At 38.5% G+C, this 19,676-nt stretch carries 16 protein-coding genes; 8 read left to right on the top strand and 8 right to left on the bottom strand.

The window, feature by feature from the left end; genetic code table 11:
* Positions 1-2 precede the first annotated feature (2 nt).
* On the bottom strand, positions 3-1,337 hold the full coding sequence (locus FLJC2902T_RS13565) for a PKD-like domain-containing protein (protein WP_023580376.1): 1,335 nt from the start codon (positions 1,335-1,337) through the stop codon (positions 3-5).
* Between the two features lie 69 nt (positions 1,338-1,406).
* The gene (locus FLJC2902T_RS13560) at positions 1,407-1,844 is read right to left on the bottom strand and encodes an SRPBCC family protein (protein ID WP_023580375.1); all 438 of its coding nucleotides are present in this window, start codon (positions 1,842-1,844) and stop codon (positions 1,407-1,409) included.
* A 161-nt stretch (positions 1,845-2,005) separates the two neighbouring features.
* Between FLJC2902T_RS13560 and FLJC2902T_RS13555 the strand changes: the two genes are divergently transcribed.
* The 3 genes from FLJC2902T_RS13555 (at position 2,006) to FLJC2902T_RS13540 (ending at position 8,767) form a co-directional block, all read left to right on the top strand.
* Entirely contained in the window at positions 2,006-3,640 is a 1,635-nt protein-coding gene (locus tag FLJC2902T_RS13555; RefSeq protein ID WP_023580374.1) for an ABC-F family ATP-binding cassette domain-containing protein, read from the top strand.
* 346 nt (positions 3,641-3,986) lie between these two features.
* Entirely contained in the window at positions 3,987-7,463 is a 3,477-nt protein-coding gene (locus FLJC2902T_RS13545) for a T9SS type A sorting domain-containing protein (protein WP_023580373.1), read from the top strand.
* A 188-nt stretch (positions 7,464-7,651) separates the two neighbouring features.
* On the top strand, positions 7,652-8,767 hold the full coding sequence (locus FLJC2902T_RS13540) for a hypothetical protein (protein WP_023580372.1): 1,116 nt from the start codon (positions 7,652-7,654) through the stop codon (positions 8,765-8,767).
* A gap of 92 nt (positions 8,768-8,859) precedes the next feature.
* On the opposite strand, the gene FLJC2902T_RS13535 is transcribed toward FLJC2902T_RS13540, so the two are convergent.
* Together FLJC2902T_RS13535 and FLJC2902T_RS13530 are read right to left on the bottom strand one after the other, a co-directional pair.
* Positions 8,860-9,345 (bottom strand): YybH family protein, encoded by a 486-nt coding sequence (locus tag FLJC2902T_RS13535; RefSeq protein ID WP_023580371.1) that lies wholly within the window; start codon positions 9,343-9,345, stop codon positions 8,860-8,862.
* Positions 9,346-9,561: 216 nt separating this feature from the next.
* Complete coding sequence (locus FLJC2902T_RS13530) at positions 9,562-10,398, bottom strand: DUF6929 family protein (RefSeq protein ID WP_023580369.1); 837 nt, start codon at positions 10,396-10,398, stop codon at positions 9,562-9,564.
* Between the two features lie 134 nt (positions 10,399-10,532).
* Here FLJC2902T_RS13530 and FLJC2902T_RS13525 point away from each other — a divergent pair, with 134 nt between their 5' ends.
* Positions 10,533-11,408 (top strand): PPK2 family polyphosphate kinase, encoded by an 876-nt coding sequence (locus tag FLJC2902T_RS13525; RefSeq protein WP_023580368.1) that lies wholly within the window; start codon positions 10,533-10,535, stop codon positions 11,406-11,408.
* Between the two features lie 192 nt (positions 11,409-11,600).
* On the opposite strand, the gene FLJC2902T_RS13520 is transcribed toward FLJC2902T_RS13525, so the two are convergent.
* Complete coding sequence (locus tag FLJC2902T_RS13520; RefSeq protein WP_035678792.1) at positions 11,601-12,161, bottom strand: hypothetical protein; 561 nt, start codon at positions 12,159-12,161, stop codon at positions 11,601-11,603.
* 218 nt (positions 12,162-12,379) lie between these two features.
* Here FLJC2902T_RS13520 and FLJC2902T_RS13515 point away from each other — a divergent pair, with 218 nt between their 5' ends.
* Positions 12,380-13,753 (top strand): MATE family efflux transporter, encoded by a 1,374-nt coding sequence (locus FLJC2902T_RS13515; protein WP_035678790.1) that lies wholly within the window; start codon positions 12,380-12,382, stop codon positions 13,751-13,753.
* Positions 13,754-13,862: 109 nt separating this feature from the next.
* Here the strand turns inward: FLJC2902T_RS13515 and FLJC2902T_RS13510 are convergent, their stop codons facing one another.
* Positions 13,863-15,275 (bottom strand): TlpA family protein disulfide reductase, encoded by a 1,413-nt coding sequence (locus tag FLJC2902T_RS13510; protein WP_023580365.1) that lies wholly within the window; start codon positions 15,273-15,275, stop codon positions 13,863-13,865.
* A 32-nt stretch (positions 15,276-15,307) separates the two neighbouring features.
* A complete protein-coding gene (locus tag FLJC2902T_RS13505; RefSeq protein ID WP_155958913.1) occupies positions 15,308-16,003 on the bottom strand; it encodes a hypothetical protein in 696 nt (231 codons plus the stop codon).
* A gap of 573 nt (positions 16,004-16,576) precedes the next feature.
* On the opposite strand from FLJC2902T_RS13505, the gene FLJC2902T_RS13500 reads away from it, so the two are divergent.
* From FLJC2902T_RS13500 to FLJC2902T_RS13490, 3 genes are all read left to right on the top strand, one after another.
* The gene (locus FLJC2902T_RS13500) at positions 16,577-17,482 is read left to right on the top strand and encodes a prohibitin family protein (protein WP_023580363.1); all 906 of its coding nucleotides are present in this window, start codon (positions 16,577-16,579) and stop codon (positions 17,480-17,482) included.
* 97 nt (positions 17,483-17,579) lie between these two features.
* Positions 17,580-17,807: a hypothetical protein gene (locus FLJC2902T_RS13495; protein ID WP_023574249.1), complete on the top strand. Its 228-nt coding sequence runs from the start codon at positions 17,580-17,582 to the stop codon at positions 17,805-17,807.
* A 97-nt stretch (positions 17,808-17,904) separates the two neighbouring features.
* On the top strand, positions 17,905-18,270 hold the full coding sequence (locus FLJC2902T_RS13490; protein ID WP_023580362.1) for a four helix bundle protein: 366 nt from the start codon (positions 17,905-17,907) through the stop codon (positions 18,268-18,270).
* Positions 18,271-18,511: 241 nt separating this feature from the next.
* On the opposite strand, the gene meaB is transcribed toward FLJC2902T_RS13490, so the two are convergent.
* A complete protein-coding gene (gene meaB / locus FLJC2902T_RS13485; protein ID WP_035678886.1) occupies positions 18,512-19,597 on the bottom strand; it encodes a methylmalonyl Co-A mutase-associated GTPase MeaB in 1,086 nt (361 codons plus the stop codon).
* Positions 19,598-19,676 lie beyond the last annotated feature (79 nt).

Genomic DNA, 19,676 nt, shown 5'->3' with positions numbered 1-19,676 from the left:
TTCTAGTTTTTCACAATTTTAAGGGTCTCTGTTTTGTCGGAATCAATGATTATGAAATAGATTCCGGCATTTAAGACCGATAAATCGATCTGCACGTTTTTGCTGTTGGATTCTTTTTCAAAAACAAGTTGTCCCAAGTGATTCAGAGCGATGACTTTAGTAATGATTTGATCGTTATTGATCGTTAAAATGTCGGTCACCGGGTTTGGACTGATGGCTAAATCCTGCTGAATGATTTCAGGTAAATCAAGATTTAGCATCAGGTCGGAGCAACCATTGCTGTCCGTTACATGAATCGCATGTTGTCCGAAAAGAACACCAGTAAATACATTTGAGGTTTGTAATACTCCGGCATCCATCTGATATAAATAAGTTCCGCTTCCATTTGTTGTTACGGTTACGGTATAATTGCCGTCGAACTGTTCCTCATAGGTTGCACTTGCAGATTGTGCGGGGTAAGATTCAATTACATTGGTAGTTGCTGTTGACGTGCATTCTGTTGTTGTATTCGTGGCGATAACCCGATAGTCTCCGGCACTATCAGCCGAATACGTACTGTTTTCTGCTTCAGGAATAAGGTTTCCGTTAAAATACCATTGAAAAATATAATCAGAAGTTGATAAGCTGGTGTCTAATACATAAGGAGTAAGGACAGTGTTTGTGGATTCATCCATGCAAATAAGTCCGTCTGGTATATTAATATCCGGTAGAGGATTAACAGTTAATGTTATGGTTACCGGATTTCCGGAACATCCGTTAAGAGATGGTATTATTGTGTAGATTGCCGTGCCTGAAGTATTTCCCGTGGTGGTTAAAATGTCACTAATGTGTAATGGATACGTACTGCTGCTTCCGGCCATTGCACCGGTTACTCCGTTTTGAACGATATTCCATGTGAAGGTTGTCCCGGGGATTGCACTGAAAATAGAAATTCCTGTACTTTCTCCACTACAAATTGATTGTGGTAAGGTTGGGGCGAAAATTTCAGGTCTTGGGTCTACGGTAATACTAACTGTGATTGAAACGCCTGTACAGGCATCTGCATAGGGAGTAATTATGTAAGTGACAGATCCAGAGGAAAATCCTGTAGTAGTTAACGTTTGATTAATTGAATTTCCGGAACCACTAAAGCAGCCCGAAACACCGGACGGTATAACATTCCAAGAGTAAGTCGTGTTGGCTACATTACTGCTAAGTTGGATATTGGTTGTTTGTCCACTGCACAGCGTTTCAGACAAAGGTGTTGCGGTAACAGTAGGGCAGGTTACTTTTGTCGTATTGATAGCCATCAAAGTCCAAAAACTTACAAGAAATACAAGAGTAAAGATTTTCTTCATGAAATGAATTTTTTATTCAATACGAAAATAATCTTTTTAGTACAGTTTAGCGAATTCTGAGTTATTTATTCACGCCTCTGCAAGTTTTTTCACAAAATCCAAAGCCAGAGGAAATTTTTCATTGAAATAATTGATGAATTCTTCTGTCATGTCCATTTCAACCGAAAGCAATGTTCCTCCACTGGCGTCAGTCAGCAAATAGTTTTCCGTACAACCCGACCAGCTTTGCGTGGTTTCGTCCTGCGGTTGTTCCTCTCCATTTTTAATGTTGCCGATGTGCGTAAAATTCATGGTTTCATTGTCAACATACTTGCTTATCATGCTGTACATTCCGTTGTTGTTCGCGTCCAGAAAATGTATTTTAGAACCTTCTTTCCAATCGGAAACCGCTTTGGATCCTTCACTGAAAACCGAAGTCCATTTTTTATACGTGTCATCGTTCCACAACACATTCCATACTTTTTCTCTTGGAGCATCAATAGCTACTGTGAATTTTACTTTTTTCATGATGAAGGAATTTTGAATCTATCAAAGTTACTGAATTATTCATTTTAATAAATCTAACAATCTGACAATCTAATTGTCTAATAATCTAATTCAACTATCTTTGCACCTTTAAAATTTGATTGTTCATTAATCCGACAATCTAAGAATCTAACAGTCTAAAAATGATTACAGTAAACGATATCGCCGTAGAATTTGGCGGAACCACATTGTTCAGTGATGTGACTTTTGCCATCAATGAAAATGATAAAATTGCCCTTATGGGGAAAAACGGCGCGGGAAAATCGACGTTGTTGAAGATAGTTGCCGGTGAAAACAAACCTACCCGTGGCGGAATTTCGGCTCCGAGTGATGCTGTAATTGCTTATTTGCCTCAGCATTTGTTGACTTCCGATGATTGTACCGTAATCGAAGAAGCATCAAAAGCATTTGCGGATGTTTTGAATATGAAGAAGGAAATTGACGAGATTAATGAGCAGTTAACCATCCGTACCGATTACGAGAGTGATGGTTATATGAAACTGATCGAACGTGTTTCTGAATTAAGCGAGAAATACTATTCAATCGAAGAAGTAAATTATGAAGCGGAAGTAGAGAAAGTACTGAAAGGCCTTGGTTTCGAAAGAGAAGATTTTACTCGTTCGACATCCGAATTTTCCGGAGGTTGGAGAATGCGTATCGAATTGGCTAAAATCCTTTTGAAAAAACCCGATCTGATTCTTCTGGATGAGCCCACGAACCACATGGACATCGAAAGTATTCAGTGGCTGGAGGATTTCCTGATTAATTCGGCGAAAGCGGTAATGGTAATTTCCCATGATAAAACTTTTGTTGATAATATTACCAACAGAACTATTGAAGTTACTATGGGTAGGATTTACGATTACAAAGCCGTGTATTCTGAATATTTAGAATTGCGAAAAGACAGAAGAATTCATCAACAAAAAGCGTACGACGAGCAACAGAAATTCATTGCAGAAAATCAAGCTTTTATTGATCGTTTTAGAGGTACTTTTTCAAAAACAGAATCGGTGCAATCGCGTGTGAAAATGTTGGAAAAAATTGTCCCAATTGAGGTAGATGAGGTAGATACATCGGCATTAAAATTAAAATTCCCGCCATCGCCACGTTCAGGACAATATCCTGTTGTTGTGGATGGTTTGTCGAAATCCTATGGTGACCATGTGGTGTTTAAAGATGCGAACCTGGTAATCGAACGCGGACAAAAAGTAGCTTTCGTAGGTAAAAACGGTGAAGGTAAATCGACCATGATTAAAGCTATCATGAAGGAGATTGATTTTGACGGTGGAAAATTAGAGGTAGGTCACAATGCTCAGATAGGTTATTTTGCACAGAATCAGGCTTCATTATTAGACGGTGAAATGACAATTTTCGAAACCATCGATCAGATTGCGGTTGGTGACGTTCGTACAAAAATTAAAGATTTGTTAGGCGCGTTCATGTTTAAAGGCGATGATATTCAGAAGAAAGTAAAAGTGCTTTCCGGTGGAGAAAAAACACGTTTGGCCATGATAAAATTGTTGTTGGAACCGGTAAACGTTCTGATTCTGGATGAGCCAACGAATCACCTGGATATGAAAACCAAAGACATCATCAAAGATGCTTTAAAAGATTTTGACGGAACGTTAATCTTAGTATCTCACGATCGTGATTTCCTTGACGGATTGGCGGAAAAAGTTTTCGAGTTTGGTCACAAACGCGTGAAAGAGCATTTCGAAGATATTAAAGGTTTCTTAGCTCACAAGAAAATGGAGAGTCTGAAAGAGATTGAAAAATAAAATACCAAAAAAACATTAAAAAGTGAACCCGATAGTTTTATGCTATCGGGTTCTTTTTTGCATGGGGATATAATGGTTTTTAGTTTTTTAATTGGAAATCAATGATTTGGTTTTGTTATGATTTTCCTGAATTTTAGGGTGAGATCGTAAAATAATGAAAAAGATATTGTTTTTATTGTGAATAATAAAGGGAATCTTAACACTTTATTAAGATAAAAAACACTCTGTTGTTTTTTTGTTACAAACTGAGAAAACAGCTGTTTTTGGGTTAATTTGTTGAATTTATGGGATGTAAATTTTGTTAATTTGAATAAAAATTCAAAAAACAACTAAAACCAAATTAACTATGAGGAAATTACTACTCTTATTCTTTGTTCTGATTCAGGTCAATCTGATGTCGGCACAGAGTGTCGGTGATACCATCAGGGTGCAGGCCTTTAATCACAACAGCATCACCAGAGATACCGTAATCGGTTTTCCTAACAATGCAAGTTTAACTTTCGAAAAGATAATTCTTAAGTACAACCTTCGATGCCGAAACGCAACGGTAAGAAATGGGCCGGAAGACGGTGTGACGGGGTGTGGCGAATGGGATTACTCGGTTAATACATTTATAGGCGATAGTACAAAAGTTGAAAAAGCACTTTTCAAGCAGCCTAACTACACAATCACCGGTTTTACAGGAACTTCCTTCCCTTACACCTCACAGCAAACGTATGATCATTATGATTTTACTCAGAAAAATGTGGTGTTAAATTCTACGACTTCTGAAAATACATATCAGGTTGGGAACGGTAGTGTTTTAATGGCAAATTTGGTTAAAACTAACCTGAAAAGCGGAAGATCGCAAATGCTTATTACAGCTGCTCAATTGACGGCTGCCGGGTTTACTGCAGGTAATATTAATGCCATCAGATTAAATGTAGCAAATAGCGGCGGACTGGCGAAATTCCTGAAAATAAAAATGAAAATTAGCTCTGCAACCAGTATGCAGGCCAGTGCACTAGACTTTAATGGTTTTACTGAAGTGTTTTTCAGAGACTATACTTTTGTGAACGGTGCGAACAGAATTCAGTTCCATACGCCGTTTAACTGGAACGGAACTAATAACATCATCATTGAAATGTCCTTTACTAACGGGACAAACGGATCCAATATTGAGTTTTTAGGATTCTCTAATATTCAAACCAGAGTACTTACAGCAAGTAATAATGCCTCGATTAATGTTTCCGGTGGTGGATACGTTGACATTGGTACGCAATTTTTCAACACGATCAACAACCAGGTTACAGTGAGTTTCTGGACTAAAGGAGATAGCGCAATGCCTGTAAGTAACAGTATTATTTATGGGTACTCGAATAACAATACCGATGAAAGACAGTTAAATATCCACATGCCTTGGAATTCGGATGTTTATTTTGATTGCGGCTATGTGGGAACTACTTTCGACAGGCTGCAAAAAGCATACGGTTCAGCCAGTGTAATAAAAGATGTTTGGAATCATTGGACCTTTACTAAAAATGCTACCACTGGCGTGATGAATGTTTATTTAAATGGCGCTTTGTGGCATACAGGTACGGGCAAAACAAAAGTGATGAATATCATGAACTTTGTTTTAGGTAGATTATACACCCCGGCATACAATAATAACTACATGGGGCGAATCAGGGAATTATCCGTTTGGAATGCGGAGTTGTCTGCAGCAAATGTGTTAGCTTGGAAAAATAAGACAATCGATAATACACACCCTAATTATGCTAACTTAGTAGCATATTATAAACTGGATGAACTGACCGGGCAGACTGTAACTGACGCTAAAAATGGTGTAGTATCTCAAGGAACAAATCTGAACTGGGATTATGAAAGAGGCGATCAGTTAACAACAACTTTTACAGAATCTTCTGTTTTACCGAATATTACTTTTTACCGTGGAACGTATAACCAAACGGTTACGAATGTAGTAACTCGTTTTTCTTATCCGCGAAGCAAAAAAACGGTTAAAAATTATTCGATCACTTCTATGGATGGTATAGTGCCTATGAGAAATGATGTGATTAATACAGTGTCTACGACTTTCTTGTTTGATACTACAGCAGAAAATGTTTATAATGGTGATACCGGAGCATTGATTACCACCCTTCCTATTATACCGGAAGGAACTTTAGCGATAACGGATTTAAATTATTACAAAAGATATCCTTTCTATAATGAGCTGGTTTCCTTTGTGTCACCTTATGGAAACGGATTGGATTTAGGACCAAACGGAAAAACATGGTACTTTGACATGTCCGATTACGTGAAAATACTTAAAGGCAACAAGCAATTGGTAGTTAACGGAGGTAAGTGGCAGGAAGAAATGGATTTGGAGTTTTTATTTATCGTAGGAACGCCTCCAAGAAATGTAGTACAGTACGATCAGGTATGGCAAGGGCATTACCGTATGGGGAATGTTAGTATTGCCAATATCAACAACGGTTCAAAATTCACAACAAATAACTTTGTTTTCAGTCCGTCGGCCACTTCATTCAAATTAAAATCGTCAATTACAGGACATGGTAATGAAGGTGAATTTGAGAATAATGGAGGACAGATTTATCACAAAATTTTGATGAATAACGTGGAGAGATACAACTGGGTAATTTCACAAAGTTGTTCTGAAAATCCTATTTACCCTCAAGGAGGAACATGGGTTTATGACAGACAAGGATGGTGTCCGGGCCAAAGATCATTAATGAAAGAACAGGATTTGACACCAAACGTTACTCCTGGAGCTACTATTCCTTTGGATTACAGAACGTCTGCTCCGGGGGCAGGTGCTTATGACTACGTAGTGGCACATCAAATTGTTGGATATGGAGCGCCTAACTTTACAGTAGACGCAGCTATTGAGAAGGTAAAAGCACCAAACAACGATAATGCTGAATTCTCCAGAATTAATCCAATGTGTGAAAGACCAATCATCACCCTTAAAAATACAGGAGCAAATGCGTTAACATCGGTTGCTTTTGAATATTGGATTAATAATGCTGCAACACACCAGACCTATACCTGGACAGGTTCGTTGGCTTCGATGGCTACCGCTGATGTTCTTTTGCCGATAAGTAATTTATGGAATGTAGGGGTTAACAGTACGAATAATAAGTTTACTGTCAGAATAACTGCAGCTAATGGTGGTGCAGATGGGTATACCAATAATAATAAGGTGGTTTCGAAATTCAGTTTACCGGATGTTATGCCATCGGTATTCAAAATTCAGTTGAGAACAAATAATTATCCGACACAAAACAATTTTACCTTGAACAATGCAAGTGGTGGATCTGTAGACAATAGAATGTTTACCGCAGCGAATACAGTTCACACTTATACTTATCAGTCACCTCAGGTTGTTAATGGATGCTACCGATTGAGAATCAACGATTCGGGTAAAGACGGTTTGCAGTGGTGGGCAAACAGTGCACAAGGTACAGGATATGTTAGAATTTTGGATGCTTCCAACAATATCATTAAAACAATCAATCCGGATTTTGGAGGTGGAGTTGATTACAGTTTCTCTGTGAACACACTACTTTCCAACGATGAGATTGTTTCTAAGCAGGAAATCAATGTATATCCGAATCCGTCCAACGGTCACTTTACAGTGGAAGGCGATGATTTGGCTGGATCAAGAATCGTTGTTTATGACGTTTTGGGACACTTAGTGGCAGAAAAAACGGCAGATGAAAATCTTATTGAGTTTAATCAGAACAACCTGAGTGCAGGTGTCTATATGGTTAAAATCCAAAAAGGGAAACAAGTTGAAGTTAAAAAGTTAATCGTGAACTAAATCAGCCACTTTTAATACAAGTAAAAACACCCAAACGATTTTACAATTGTTTGGGGGTTTTCTTTTGTTTTGATTTCGTCATTTTTGAAGGTTAGTAGTGAATAGAAAGTAATAAGTATTTGTTATTCAGTATGTTTGAACTATTTTTTGTAACTTTAGTCAGATAAGTTGTAACTAAAGATTTTTTTATGAAAAATTGGATAAGCATATTTGTTTTGATTAGTGTTCTGAATGTATCCGTTTATTCACAAGACACTAAAGATAGTGGAGACCCACCGGCGTTAGGTCTTCCGGGAGATAATCTGGATCTTTATGCGGTATTGGATCTGTTTCAAAAATCCAAAACCATTGAAGGCTTTGAAAAATCGTTAAATGAACAAAAAACGGGAATCAATAACCTGGATTTGGATCTGGATAAAAAAGTTGACTTTATCAAGGTGGTTACCAAACAGAAAGAATCGTCCTTTACATTTATACTCCAGGTCGCGGTCAGTAAAACTGAAGAACAGGATGTAGCGGTAATTTTAGTGGATAAAGATAAAAACGGTAAAGTTTCGCTGCAGATTGTTGGTGATGAAGATTTGTATGGAAAGGATTATGTTATTGAGCCCAAAGGTAAGGAAACTGCTAATCCAGGGTATACCGGAAATGAACCTGTTACTCAGCAAACTACGTCAACGACTACCGTAGTTGTAGAACAGGTGCCAATCGTACAGTATGTGTATTCTCCGGCCTATGTGCCTTATTATCCGCCTTATTATTACGGCTATTATCCGCCCTATTTTGCGGCATTTACAATCATGGCTGTTGGTATTTATCGTCATAATCATTATCATTACCACGGTGGTTACTATGGAGGCCATTACCACGGTGGCGGCAATACCGTTGTTATTAATAACAGGAATAGTTATAATAACTACAATAATAATAAAATGAGATCCAATACCGTAGCAAATAATAAGGCCAGTGGCAGGTATGATGGAGGTAACAGAGCCACTGCAGGGACATCCAATCGTCCTTCGGCTGGGACATCGAATCGTCCTTCAGGTGGGGCTTCTGCATCAACACGTCCATCTACGGGAACATCCAATCGTCCATCGGCCGGGACTTCTGCATCAACGCGTCCGTCTACAGGAACATCTAATTTTGGATCTTCATCATCACGTCCCTCAACCTCAAACTCTTCAATGAGTTCAGGCCGCACCAGAAGTAGCAGTTCAAGTAATTTTAGCAGTGGTGGAATGAGTCGTGGCGGTGGAGGCGGGATGAGTCGCGGCGGTGGAGGCGGCGGAAGAAGACGCTAAGTAACCGAACTTTTTACCCTATAAATAAACAAAAGCGAGTGGACGAAAAATTATTTTCGTTCACTCGCTTTTTAAAACAACTTCTGCAAACCTTATTTACTCGGCATGTCAGAAGCACTCATGTCTCTAAGGCATACATATTTGCCATCTCTTTTTTCAAATAAACTCATGTAATTTCCGCTGTTAAGGGTAGTGTTCGTAGAATCAACTACTTTGTAATAACCAACTTCCACAACCTGATTCCCATCACTTGATACAAAAACATCGTTTGTCTGAAACGAAATTTTATTGGAATTGGAAGTTAAATCGGATTTTAAAAAATCTACGATGGCCTGTTTGCCCACCAACGGTGCCCGGTTCTGAAAAAAGGTTATCGCATCCTCTGCATAATAACCTATATCTTTAAGTTCTCCGGAATTATAAATCGCGGCAAATTCATCCTCTCTGGCCTGAATTTCTTTTTTTATCTGTTCTTTGTCAACCACTGCTGTTGCGGGTTCTTCTTTCTTGGTATTACAAGCGAACAGTAGAGTCAGTAAGCCTGCAAATAATACTCCTTTTAAAGTCTTGTTTCTCATATGCTTATGATTTAAACCGAATATTTAAAGTTACTATAAAATTCTGAATTCCAGGTGTTTTTATTGAGAAAAATATTATCTTATTGGTATGGTTCAGTTCAGAAAGCAGTAGCTAAGCAAAGCAGGGCAGCGAAGTATACGGGTAATAAGTGTTTTTATAAAAATGAAAAGGAACTGTTTTAATGCAGTTCCTTTTTGATTATGGTTTTCAGAATCTTACTTCTTTTTCAGAACCAGTTTATGAATACCGGTTTTTAATTCGGAAGTATCGTTGTCCTCGCAAAGCAGGAAGACAATTTCTTTATCCGTTTCCTGAAACAATGTCAGTCCTTCCAGTTTCAGCGTATCGGTGATTTTCTGAGTGAAATCGATTTTCATTTTTTCAAGATCGATGCGGCCAATCAAACTGCCCATAACTTCCCCGTCATTATAGGTTGATTTGGTGTTTTCGGCAGTGGCTAAAAAGTAGATTTTTTTGTTAACCAAAACCGCGTCGGTAAAACTGGCTCGGATGCCTTTTATTTTCGGAAGTTCAAATTCGGTGGAAATGATGTTGAATTCTTCGGTAAGATTTTTTCCCTGAACCGTGAAAATGATATTTTTTCCTTTGGCACCATTCCCACGATTGAAGAAAAACCATTCCGATCCATTATAAACGGCACCTTCTATGTTGAGGTCGTCTTGTGGTAATTCGGCAAACGTTTGCATGACCAGATACAAATCACTCAGATCAGTGGTGGCGATGATTTCCTTCGATTTGGCGTCAAGGGTTACCATTTTGTTCCTTTTTTCGGTGGATCCTGAGCCAAACACGTAAAATTTTCCGTCGAATTCGGTTATAGCTTCAAAATCGGGTTTGTCTTTTTTGGGTATGTTTTCAGATAGATTTTCGCTTAACGGATGCCGTTTCAATTCATTATTGGTGATTTGATATTCGTACAGATAACCGCTGTTGTCGCCAATAACAAACAACTGATTGTCTTTATGGATAAGTCCGGAAGCCGAACCGATTCCGATAATCTGAAACAGGATTTCCAGGGTGAATTTATGCATACGTTCTTTTTTTGGTTTAGCCCCGATGGGAACGGCATCCTTTTTTTGCTTTCACAAATGGCAAAAAAAGATACAGTGGACAGCGGGAACAAGCTCCTAAAATTACTTATATTTACGAATATAATCCGAAAATTATGGCAGTATTTAATCCCGATGATTTTAAAATCACCTCGACTTTTAAAATAGCCGGTTTTCCGACCGAGCTGAAGACTTCTCTTAATGATGACGATAAGGAGGACAAACTCGACAAGGTTCAGGCCAAGCTGAGTGAGTTGCAGGACGTGATGTACGCGCACAATCGATACGGCGTGTTGATTTGTCTTCAGGGTATGGATACGTCGGGGAAAGACAGTCTGATTCGGGAAGTTTTTAAGGAATTCAATCCGCGTGGGGTAGTGGTGCACAGTTTTAAAACGCCCAATTCCACCGAACTCGAACACGATTATTTATGGCGTCATTATCTGGCGTTACCCGAAAAAGGGAAGTTCGCGGTTTTCAATCGTACGCATTATGAAAATGTGCTGGTGACCCGCGTGCATCCGGAATATATTTTAAACGAGAATTTACCCGGAATTGAAAAAGTGGAAGATATTCCTGCCGATTTCTGGGAAAACCGCTTCGAACAAATCAATAATTTCGAGAAGCACATTGCACAAAACGGAACGATCGTGTTGAAGTTTTATTTCCACATGAGCAAGGAAGAACAGCGCAAACGATTACTCCGTCGTCTGGAAGAGGAAGAGCATCACTGGAAATTCTCGCCCGGCGATTTAAAAGAGCGTGACCGTTGGGATGATTATATGAGTTATTATGAAGAGGCGATTAACAAAACCTCAAAACCGCATGCCCCTTGGTATGTGATTCCGGCTGATGACAAGGAAATGGCCCGTTACATGGTGGCCAAAATCATCTGGGAAGAAATGCAGCAACATACTGATATTAAAGAACCCGAACTGGATGAGAAAGTGAAAGCGAATTTTGCGATGTATCGCGATCAGTTGAAGAAATAAAAAAAATGCCTAACGTGGTACCCGTCGGGATACGTATATTTAAATAAAATTCTAGCCACGAATTCACTAATTTATACAAAATAATTAGTGAATTCGTGGCTAAGTTTTTTAATAAGAATATGAATCAGTGCAAATCTTTTCAATCAGCATTATCTGTATACTATTTTTTAGTGGTGTGTCCAGACGGTAGGCCTAACGTGGCGTTTTTTTGTTTTTCTTCTTGTTTTGATAGTTGTTGATTTTTTTAGAACTGAAACCATAGGCCAGGCGCAGTGAAATTTGTCCCAGATCAAAATCGGAATAGTTTTCATAACGCAGACTGATGTCGATGTGCTTGGTAGCCACTCCCATTCCCGGTGCCCATAAAAAAGAATTGCCTAATTCTTTTGTGGTTCCGAAAGCGCCTCCGGCTTCTCCCAATACATAATACTGATTGCCTAAAAATGCCTTGAAGCCCAATTTTGCGGGGATAAACCCGGAATCTTTATCAGGGCTGAACAAATGGGTATAACCTGTGGTAAAAGCCAACGATGTTTTGGTGGTGATATCATACTGCAAACGGGCATCGGCTCCTAAACTGAAATTGTAATCATTGCCGAAAGGAAGGCCCAGATTGAGTCCGTATCCGATGCGCCAATGGCGCAGGTATTCCGGTTTCAGAGGTTTTTCCTCATCTTGTGCCTTGGTTTCGATGGTAAATAATACTGCTGCCATAATAGCAAACAGACTTAAGATTTTGGGGATCTTGTTCATACTAAAAATACATTTTAGGTTAGTTTTTCAGTATCAGAACTGTAAATTCGGTTTTTTAGTTTGTATGGATATGTTAAAATATCTTAAGGTTTCCGACAGATAAGGCGTATTGTTTTGACTTTTAAATTTTTACGTAAAAATCAAAATTGAGTTAAATTTTTATTTTTTAATAACATTTTGCGAAACTCCAGTGCTTACCTTTGCACAAAATTTAAAAAATGCGTTTGTCCGTCTATACCAAAGAGTTCTCCTATAATTTAAAATTAGCTTATCCGATCATTCTCGGGATGCTGGGCCATACCTTAGTGGGAATTGTAGATAATATCATGGTTGGGAAATTGGGTCCGACCGAATTGGCAGCGGCTTCTTTAGCCAACAGTTTCGTTTTCATAGCGATGTCAATCGGTTTGGGATTTTCGACGGCCATTACGCCTTTGGTAGCCGAAGCGGACGGTGAGAAAAATGTGGATAAAGAACGAACCATTTTTCATCATGGATTGTTGCTGTGTACCTTTTTAGGGATATTCCTTTTTTTGGCGATTTACTTCTCAAAACCGCTTATCGTATACATGGGGCAACCTGAAGCCGTAGTGGAAATGGCGAAACCGTTTTTGGACATCGTGGCTTTTTCACTGATTCCGCTGATCATTTTTCAGGGATATAAGCAATTCGCCGACGGAAAATCGGAGACGAAAGTGGCCATGTGGGCGAACCTTATCTGTAATGTGGTGCATGTTTTTCTGAATGTAGTCCTGATTTACGGAATCTGGTTTTTTCCGAAACTGGGCATGTTGGGCGCTGCCTGGGGTACCGTGATTTCCCGTTTTATAATGCTGATCTTTATTCATTTCTCCTTAAAACACAAGGCACGGTTCCAAACCTATTTCGAACAGTTTTCGTTTAAGGAACTTCAAAAGGATATTGTAAACAAAATTGTGAACCTTGGTTTGCCTTCTGCCATGCAGATGTTTTTTGAGGTAGCTTTGTTCACCGGTGCGATTTGGCTTTCCGGACTTTTGGGGACAACGAGTCAGGCAGCGAATCAGATCGCGTTGAGTTTGGCGACATTTACCTTTATGTTCGTATCCGGTTTCGGAGTTGCGGGAATGGTGCGTGTGGGGAATTTCAAAGGGTCACAGGATTTTATCGGGTTGCGGATTGTGGCACGTTCCATATTTTTATTAGCCATTATAGTTCAGGTGATTTTTGCTCTTATTTTTGTTGTTTTTCATCAGCTTTTGCCCGAAATGTTTATGAATGCAAATGATTTAGCCCATTTGAAAGATAATACCGAAGTGATTTCAATAGCGTCACATTTAATTATAATTGCAGCTATTTTTCAGATTTCCGATGGGATTCAGGTGGTGGTTTTGGGAGCACTTCGCGGTTTGCAGGATGTGAAAATCCCAATGTACATGACGTTTGTTTCCTATTGGGTTATCGGTTTTCCGATTTCAATTTACTTAGGATTGTATACCGATTTGAAAGCGGTGGGCATCTGGATCGGACTTCTGGCCGGATTAACCGCAGCGGCCATCTTTTTGTATCTTCGCTTCAATCATTTAACTAATAAATTAATTGCTCGAGATTAATACTTTGTAATTCGTAATTAAAAAATAACCCCATAAAAACTGTTTTTTTATGGGGTTATTTTTTTAAACGTTCCGCTTGCAAAAGGCGGCAGTTGTGTATTGTGCTTTTTTACAAATCGCTGTACTGTTTTATAAAATTTACCCAATCAGTGTCAAAAGGGATTCTAATGTATTTCCCTTTGGGGGTTACTAAAATTTTTGTTGGATAGCCTTGAACTTTAAAATTAGTTTCAAAATTCCCGTCAGACATTGCAACTGGGAATGAATAACCTTTTTCTTTCATGTATTTTGCAACCTTATCCTCTGTATCTTTGCAAGCGAAAGTTAATAATGCTATTTTATTTGAATTTTGTAAGACAAGTTGGTTGTAGAATTTTTGTAAATCAGGATGTTCTCTTCTGCATGGTGCGCACCAGGTTCCCCAAAAGTCAATTAGGATCCATTTTCCGTGGAATTCCTTGCTTGAAAATAGTTTTTTATCAATCTGATTTGTTATGATTACTGGAGAAGGTTCGGCTTTATTTTCTATTGATTCAGCCCAAAAGGTGGAAAAATTTGAGTCGGAGGGATAAATTTCAGTATAAAATTGTCGAAGTTTTTCCTTATAATTAGGCTCATTTAATGCCGTTTTGAGGAGGGTTTGCAAAACTTGTTTTTTATCAGAGTCATTTTTGATGAGAAATGTCAGATAATCCTCTTCAAAAGATTCTTTACCGCCAAGAAAGCCCATATCATAATAATATCCTTGTTGATTATTTTTATCATTAAAATCGGGGCTAAAGTCAAATGCAGTTTTCAATAAAGCTTGTTTTTGAAATGGGTCAGCAGTTGTGGAGGCTTCATTACTGCTGATAAAAGCATATAAATATCTGTAATATGCTCTTTTTTGTAGCTCTGTTCTTGAGGTTAATTCTGTGGCAGCTATTTGATTGTTTTTCAAATTATCTTTAATAGAATTGTATATTTTTAAAGCCAATGGTTTTAATTCGGGTTTTTCATTTATGATTTTGTAAATCAATAACCCGTACCGACCAGTTTTGTTAGAATAGAATTGGGACGGTGTCAGGTTATGAGTAAGAAACTCCGTTGCAAGATTTGTTAGAAGGGGTATGTCATTCGGATTATCCTGAATTTTAGTCCAAATAATAATCGGTCTTGCTACTTCTTTGAGTAGATGAGTAGTATCAGTATCTATTTTTGATAAGACCAATTTGCTTACCGCAATTGTCTTATTCAATTGATTTATTTGATTTGCATCATTTATGCCTTCTGAGATGTTTTTAATAAACGATTGAGTAAATTGATTATGCATTAAATCCTTCAAAGATGGTTCTAAGAGTTTGTCTGAAGCTATTTTTTTGACATAATAAAATGCTGAATCGGCATTATGCTCATTATATATAAATTTTCGAAAATTGTTATTGTACAAAGCAGATAATTCATAATTAACTTTATTTGTCTGTGAATTTGCAGTTATGCAGATTCCAAAAAATAAAAGTCCTGCGATAATAAAGTGTTTCATCTTTGATAGTTTTTTGATATCATAGTACACAGCTATTGGATTTCAGCAGTGGGAACAATAGGTGCTTCTCCCGATACCGTATCGTAAATAATGTAATCGTTGTACTTGGCTACATCCGTGGTTTCCCAGATGCTACGGCCTGTAGTGGTATAACTTACTAGAGTAGCGTAAACTGCATTTCCTGCTTCAACCCTGTCTTCCTGAATGATGTCACGCTCACTCATTTTTACCTGTAAATCCAGCATCAGATTTTCAAATTCATAGCATAAAGACGAGATGTTAATCAGCATTTCGGTTGTCAGTCCGTGACTTGCAAGATCATCTAAAAACTCTGTTCCTACACGAACCACTCTTTTTCCGGTAATAAACAATTCCGGGTCGGATAATTGCGAGATAGCCCCAGTGCCAAATTTTTTGTATCGGGCACTGTTTGTCCCATATTTCAATTCCACCCGGGTCATAACGTTTCTGATGGCTACTCTAAGTTGTTCGGCTTTGTTTGTTTTGTTTTCCGTGACTCCGGTTTGGTCGCTCAACGCTTCGATGTCGGTAATGCCATCTGAAAATTGGATAAGATTGCTCTCAAGGTCGGAGATCATCGCTACTGTGATTCCAAAGGATGTAAATGCCTCCAGGTCACGGCGCATAAATGCAATCTTTTCTTTTCCTAAAGCTACCAGGGTGGCATCTGAAAATTTATACAAACGGGTTACTTCTTGTTTTTTCATAAAACTGATTTTTTTGGGTTGGGACACGAATGTAGTTGTTTTTTGGCAGAAATAACCTATTTGCAATAATTATTTTAAGGTAATAACCTACAAAAAGAACTTCCAACCTTGCGAAAATCTCTGAAAACCCTTGTGAAGACTATTTCAACAACACGTAAGGATGTTTCAAGATCACGGAAGCAAATTCCAATCACCCGGAAGACCGTTTCAAGTCCCCGGAAGACCATTTCAGCGACCCGGAAGACCATTTCAAGTCCACGGAAGCTCGTTTCAAGGCATTATTTAATCTTCCGACTTCTTTTATTCTTTTTACCAATCAATTAAGATTGTTATTTCTTTGCTTATTAAATTAAAAAGTCTTTGGTATAGGAGGACATAAAGACGTTTGTTTTACTTTTCGGATAATCTCCTTTCATACAAAGAGTTCCGGTAATCTGATGATTAAAGATCTTTACTGAAGAGACATGAGAATACCTCTTCTCGTTAGTAAGCGCTCAGTTGCAAATAAAATCTTTATTTGTAACTATTAATAAGTATTTACGTATAATCACAGTATAATTTAAAACATAAAAAATGATACTGTTACTTATTATTGGTGTGATACTTGTTATTGCGGGTTTCGCACTGAAGAGCAGCCCAAATCAGTTGTCTAAATTTTCGGCGATTCTCAGAAATGTTGGTTTTGTCGTAATCCTTTTAGGTGTGCTTTCCTCCGCTTTTAAACAGATTGAGGCCGGTCAGGTCGGTGTAAAAGCACTTTACGGAAGGGTGCAGCCTGATATTCTGGAAAGTGGTTTGCATGTTGTAAATCCGTTGCTGAATATTACCCCTTTTGATATTCAGACCCAAAATTACACGATGTCGGCAATTCACAGTGAGGGGGCTCAGGAAGGCGATGATGCGATTCGGGTATTGTCTAATGACGGATTGGAAGTGGTAATCGACTTAACTGTTTTGTACCGGATTTCCCCGGAAGACGCTCCGAAAATTTTCAAACAGATTGGTGTCAACTATGCCGATAAAATTGTCCGCCCGGTAACCAGAACCCGTATTCGTGACAACGCTGTTTATTATGATGCCGTGGCTTTGTATTCGACAAAACGAAACGAATTCCAACAAAGAATTTACAAAAGCATCGAAGACGATTTCAAGAAAAGAGGACTGATTTTAGAGCAATTGTTAATTCGAAACATCAATTTACCGGCTTCGGTGAAAACCACAATCGAGAGTAAAATCAATGCCGAACAGGAAGCCCAGAAAATGCAATTCGTACTTCAAAAAGAAAAACAGGAAGCCGAACGTAAACGAGTAGAAGCACAAGGTATCGCCGATTATCAGCGTATCATTTCAACCGGTTTGACTGACAAACAATTGCAATACGAACAAATCAAAGCACAAAAAGAAATTGCCACTTCCAACAACTCGAAGGTGATTTTTATGGGTAAAGGAAATGTTCCGGTTATAATTTCTGATAAATAGTTTTTTTAAAAGTTTATTTGGTAATTTGTTTCTTTGTTACTTTGCCTAACGAATCAAACAAATAATCAAATCCACAAATAATCAAATCCACACACCTATGGAATTACCAAAATTTGTATTAGCAGACAACACCGATTTTCCGGACGATATTTTCATTATTCACTTGGATTACCCAAGATTCATTATCAATTTAAAAGACGACGAAATCGAGTTTTTAGAAGAATTGGATGAAGAAGAAGAGGAAGAAATCGAAGCCGAAATGGAAAGACTAATAAACCACGCTGGTGAGTTTTACGACAGGGAGATGAAACGTTACGAGGAGTAGTTTTTAGTCACAGTCGCAGTTTTCAGTCACAGTCACAGTTTTTAGTAGCAGTTTTCAGTTACGGTCGCAGTTTTTAGTATACGCCAAAATAAATAGTATGGATTTCAAAGAGTTATTAGCCTTTCAAAAAGCTTTTTCGCTTGCTATGGAAATTTATGAAGTTTCCAAATCCTTTCCGAAGGAAGAGAAGTATTCATTAACGGATCAAATCAGACGTTCTTCACGCAGTGTTTGTGCAAATATTGCCGAAGCGTATAGAAAACGGAGATACGTAAATCATTTCATTAGTAAGTTAACCGACAGTGATGGTGAAAATTCAGAAACCAGCGTTTGGCTGGAGTTTGCGTTGCAATGTGAATACATCAGCAACGACGAATTTAAAAAGCTAAACGATAAAACAATTGAGATAGGTAAACTAACCAATTACATGATTAACAACCCAGGAAAATTCGGTTGTAACTAAAAATTATCCGTAAAGTAAATTCTGAATACCGCGTTCTAAATTCACACAAACTACGTCATTGAAAACCGCGACTGCGACTGCGATTTTTTTCAATTGCGTTCTAAATTCACACAAACTACGTCATTGAAAACCGCGACTGTGACTGCGACTTTTTGCAACTGCGACTGAAAACTGCATTCTAATTCACACAAACAAAATCACTGAAAACTGCGACTGTGACTGCGACTGAAAACCGTGACTGTCAACTTCCTTTATAGGTATTCAAAAGCAACTGAGCGGCTGCAAACGGTGAAATCTCATTGTTTTGCACCGCTTTTTTATTCTCTTCCAACAATTTTTGGATTTCCGGATGGTTGTAGAAATTCAGTTTCAGCTGTTCGTTGATGGTTTCCAGCATCCAGTATTGACTTTGTTCTTTACGTTTTTTATCGAAATAACCATTTTCTTTGGTGAGTGTAAAATAGTCGGTAATCGTTTCCCAAACATCGGATATACCTTCATTGGTTAAGGCGCTACAGGTATTCGCTTTCGGAGACCAACCGGAACTTTTCTGCGGAAACAAATGTAAAGCGCGGTTAAAATCAACTTTCGCCAATCGGGCACGTTTGATGTTATCGCCATCGGCTTTATTGATTACAATCGCATCGGCCATTTCCATAATCCCGCGTTTGATGCCTTGCAATTCGTCGCCGGCACCGGCTAAATTCAGCAGTAAAAAGAAATCCACCATACTGTGAACGGCGGTTTCACTCTGACCCACACCAACGGTTTCAATCAGTATCGTATCAAATCCGCAGGCTTCACAAAGGATAATCGCTTCACGGGTTTTTCGCGCCACACCGCCCAGACTTTCTCCTGAGGCACTCGGACGAATGTATGCATTTTCGTCTTTCACCAATTCTTCCATACGGGTTTTGTCACCCAAAATACTGCCGTGGGAAATCGAACTGCTCGGATCAACAGCCAAAACAGCTACTTTCTTTCCGATGGACGTCAGGTATTTTCCAAACGCTTCGATAAACGTACTTTTTCCCACTCCAGGAACACCGGTAATCCCAATCCGTAATGAATTATTCGCGTAGGGCAGACACCCTTTGATGACTTCATTGGCTTTTTCCAAATGGGTCGCACTGGTGCTTTCCACTAAAGTAATGGCGCGGCTCAGTGCTACTTTATCTCCTTTTACAATGTTGGAAATCAATTCCTCGGCGGAAGGTTGTTTTCTTCGGAATTGCTGAATATGTTCCACGGAAGAAGCACTAATGCTGTCCGGTTGTTCAATACCGTCATTTTCTTTTAAGGCCGATTTGTTTGGTTTTGAATTCAAAATGGAAAAAGCTTTTGGTAAAAGTACTAAATCCAATAGTCTTAATCAAATGCTAAAGTTGAATAAAATCGGGGCTTAA

The sequence above is a fragment of the Flavobacterium limnosediminis JC2902 genome, from assembly GCF_000498535.1.
Taxonomy (GTDB): domain Bacteria; phylum Bacteroidota; class Bacteroidia; order Flavobacteriales; family Flavobacteriaceae; genus Flavobacterium; species Flavobacterium limnosediminis.
The sequence above is the reverse complement of the archived record's forward strand: the minus strand, read 5'-3'. Positions and strand labels throughout refer to the sequence as shown.

Excerpts from the sequence above, each read along its gene's own strand:
- FLJC2902T_RS13565 (WP_023580376.1), bottom strand. The coding sequence starts at position 1,337 with ATGAAGAAAATCTTTACTCTTGTATTTCTTGTAAGTTTTTGGACTTTG.
- FLJC2902T_RS13560 (WP_023580375.1), bottom strand. The coding sequence starts at position 1,844 with ATGAAAAAAGTAAAATTCACAGTAGCTATTGATGCTCCAAGAGAAAAA.
- FLJC2902T_RS13555 (WP_023580374.1), top strand. The coding sequence starts at position 2,006 with ATGATTACAGTAAACGATATCGCCGTAGAATTTGGCGGAACCACATTG.
- FLJC2902T_RS13545 (WP_023580373.1), top strand. The coding sequence starts at position 3,987 with ATGAGGAAATTACTACTCTTATTCTTTGTTCTGATTCAGGTCAATCTG.
- FLJC2902T_RS13540 (WP_023580372.1), top strand. The coding sequence starts at position 7,652 with ATGAAAAATTGGATAAGCATATTTGTTTTGATTAGTGTTCTGAATGTA.
- FLJC2902T_RS13535 (WP_023580371.1), bottom strand. The coding sequence starts at position 9,345 with ATGAGAAACAAGACTTTAAAAGGAGTATTATTTGCAGGCTTACTGACT.
- FLJC2902T_RS13530 (WP_023580369.1), bottom strand. The coding sequence starts at position 10,398 with ATGCATAAATTCACCCTGGAAATCCTGTTTCAGATTATCGGAATCGGT.
- FLJC2902T_RS13525 (WP_023580368.1), top strand. The coding sequence starts at position 10,533 with ATGGCAGTATTTAATCCCGATGATTTTAAAATCACCTCGACTTTTAAA.
- FLJC2902T_RS13520 (WP_035678792.1), bottom strand. The coding sequence starts at position 12,161 with ATGAACAAGATCCCCAAAATCTTAAGTCTGTTTGCTATTATGGCAGCA.
- FLJC2902T_RS13515 (WP_035678790.1), top strand. The coding sequence starts at position 12,380 with ATGCGTTTGTCCGTCTATACCAAAGAGTTCTCCTATAATTTAAAATTA.
- FLJC2902T_RS13510 (WP_023580365.1), bottom strand. The coding sequence starts at position 15,275 with ATGAAACACTTTATTATCGCAGGACTTTTATTTTTTGGAATCTGCATA.
- FLJC2902T_RS13505 (WP_155958913.1), bottom strand. The coding sequence starts at position 16,003 with ATGAAAAAACAAGAAGTAACCCGTTTGTATAAATTTTCAGATGCCACC.
- FLJC2902T_RS13500 (WP_023580363.1), top strand. The coding sequence starts at position 16,577 with ATGATACTGTTACTTATTATTGGTGTGATACTTGTTATTGCGGGTTTC.
- FLJC2902T_RS13495 (WP_023574249.1), top strand. The coding sequence starts at position 17,580 with ATGGAATTACCAAAATTTGTATTAGCAGACAACACCGATTTTCCGGAC.
- FLJC2902T_RS13490 (WP_023580362.1), top strand. The coding sequence starts at position 17,905 with ATGGATTTCAAAGAGTTATTAGCCTTTCAAAAAGCTTTTTCGCTTGCT.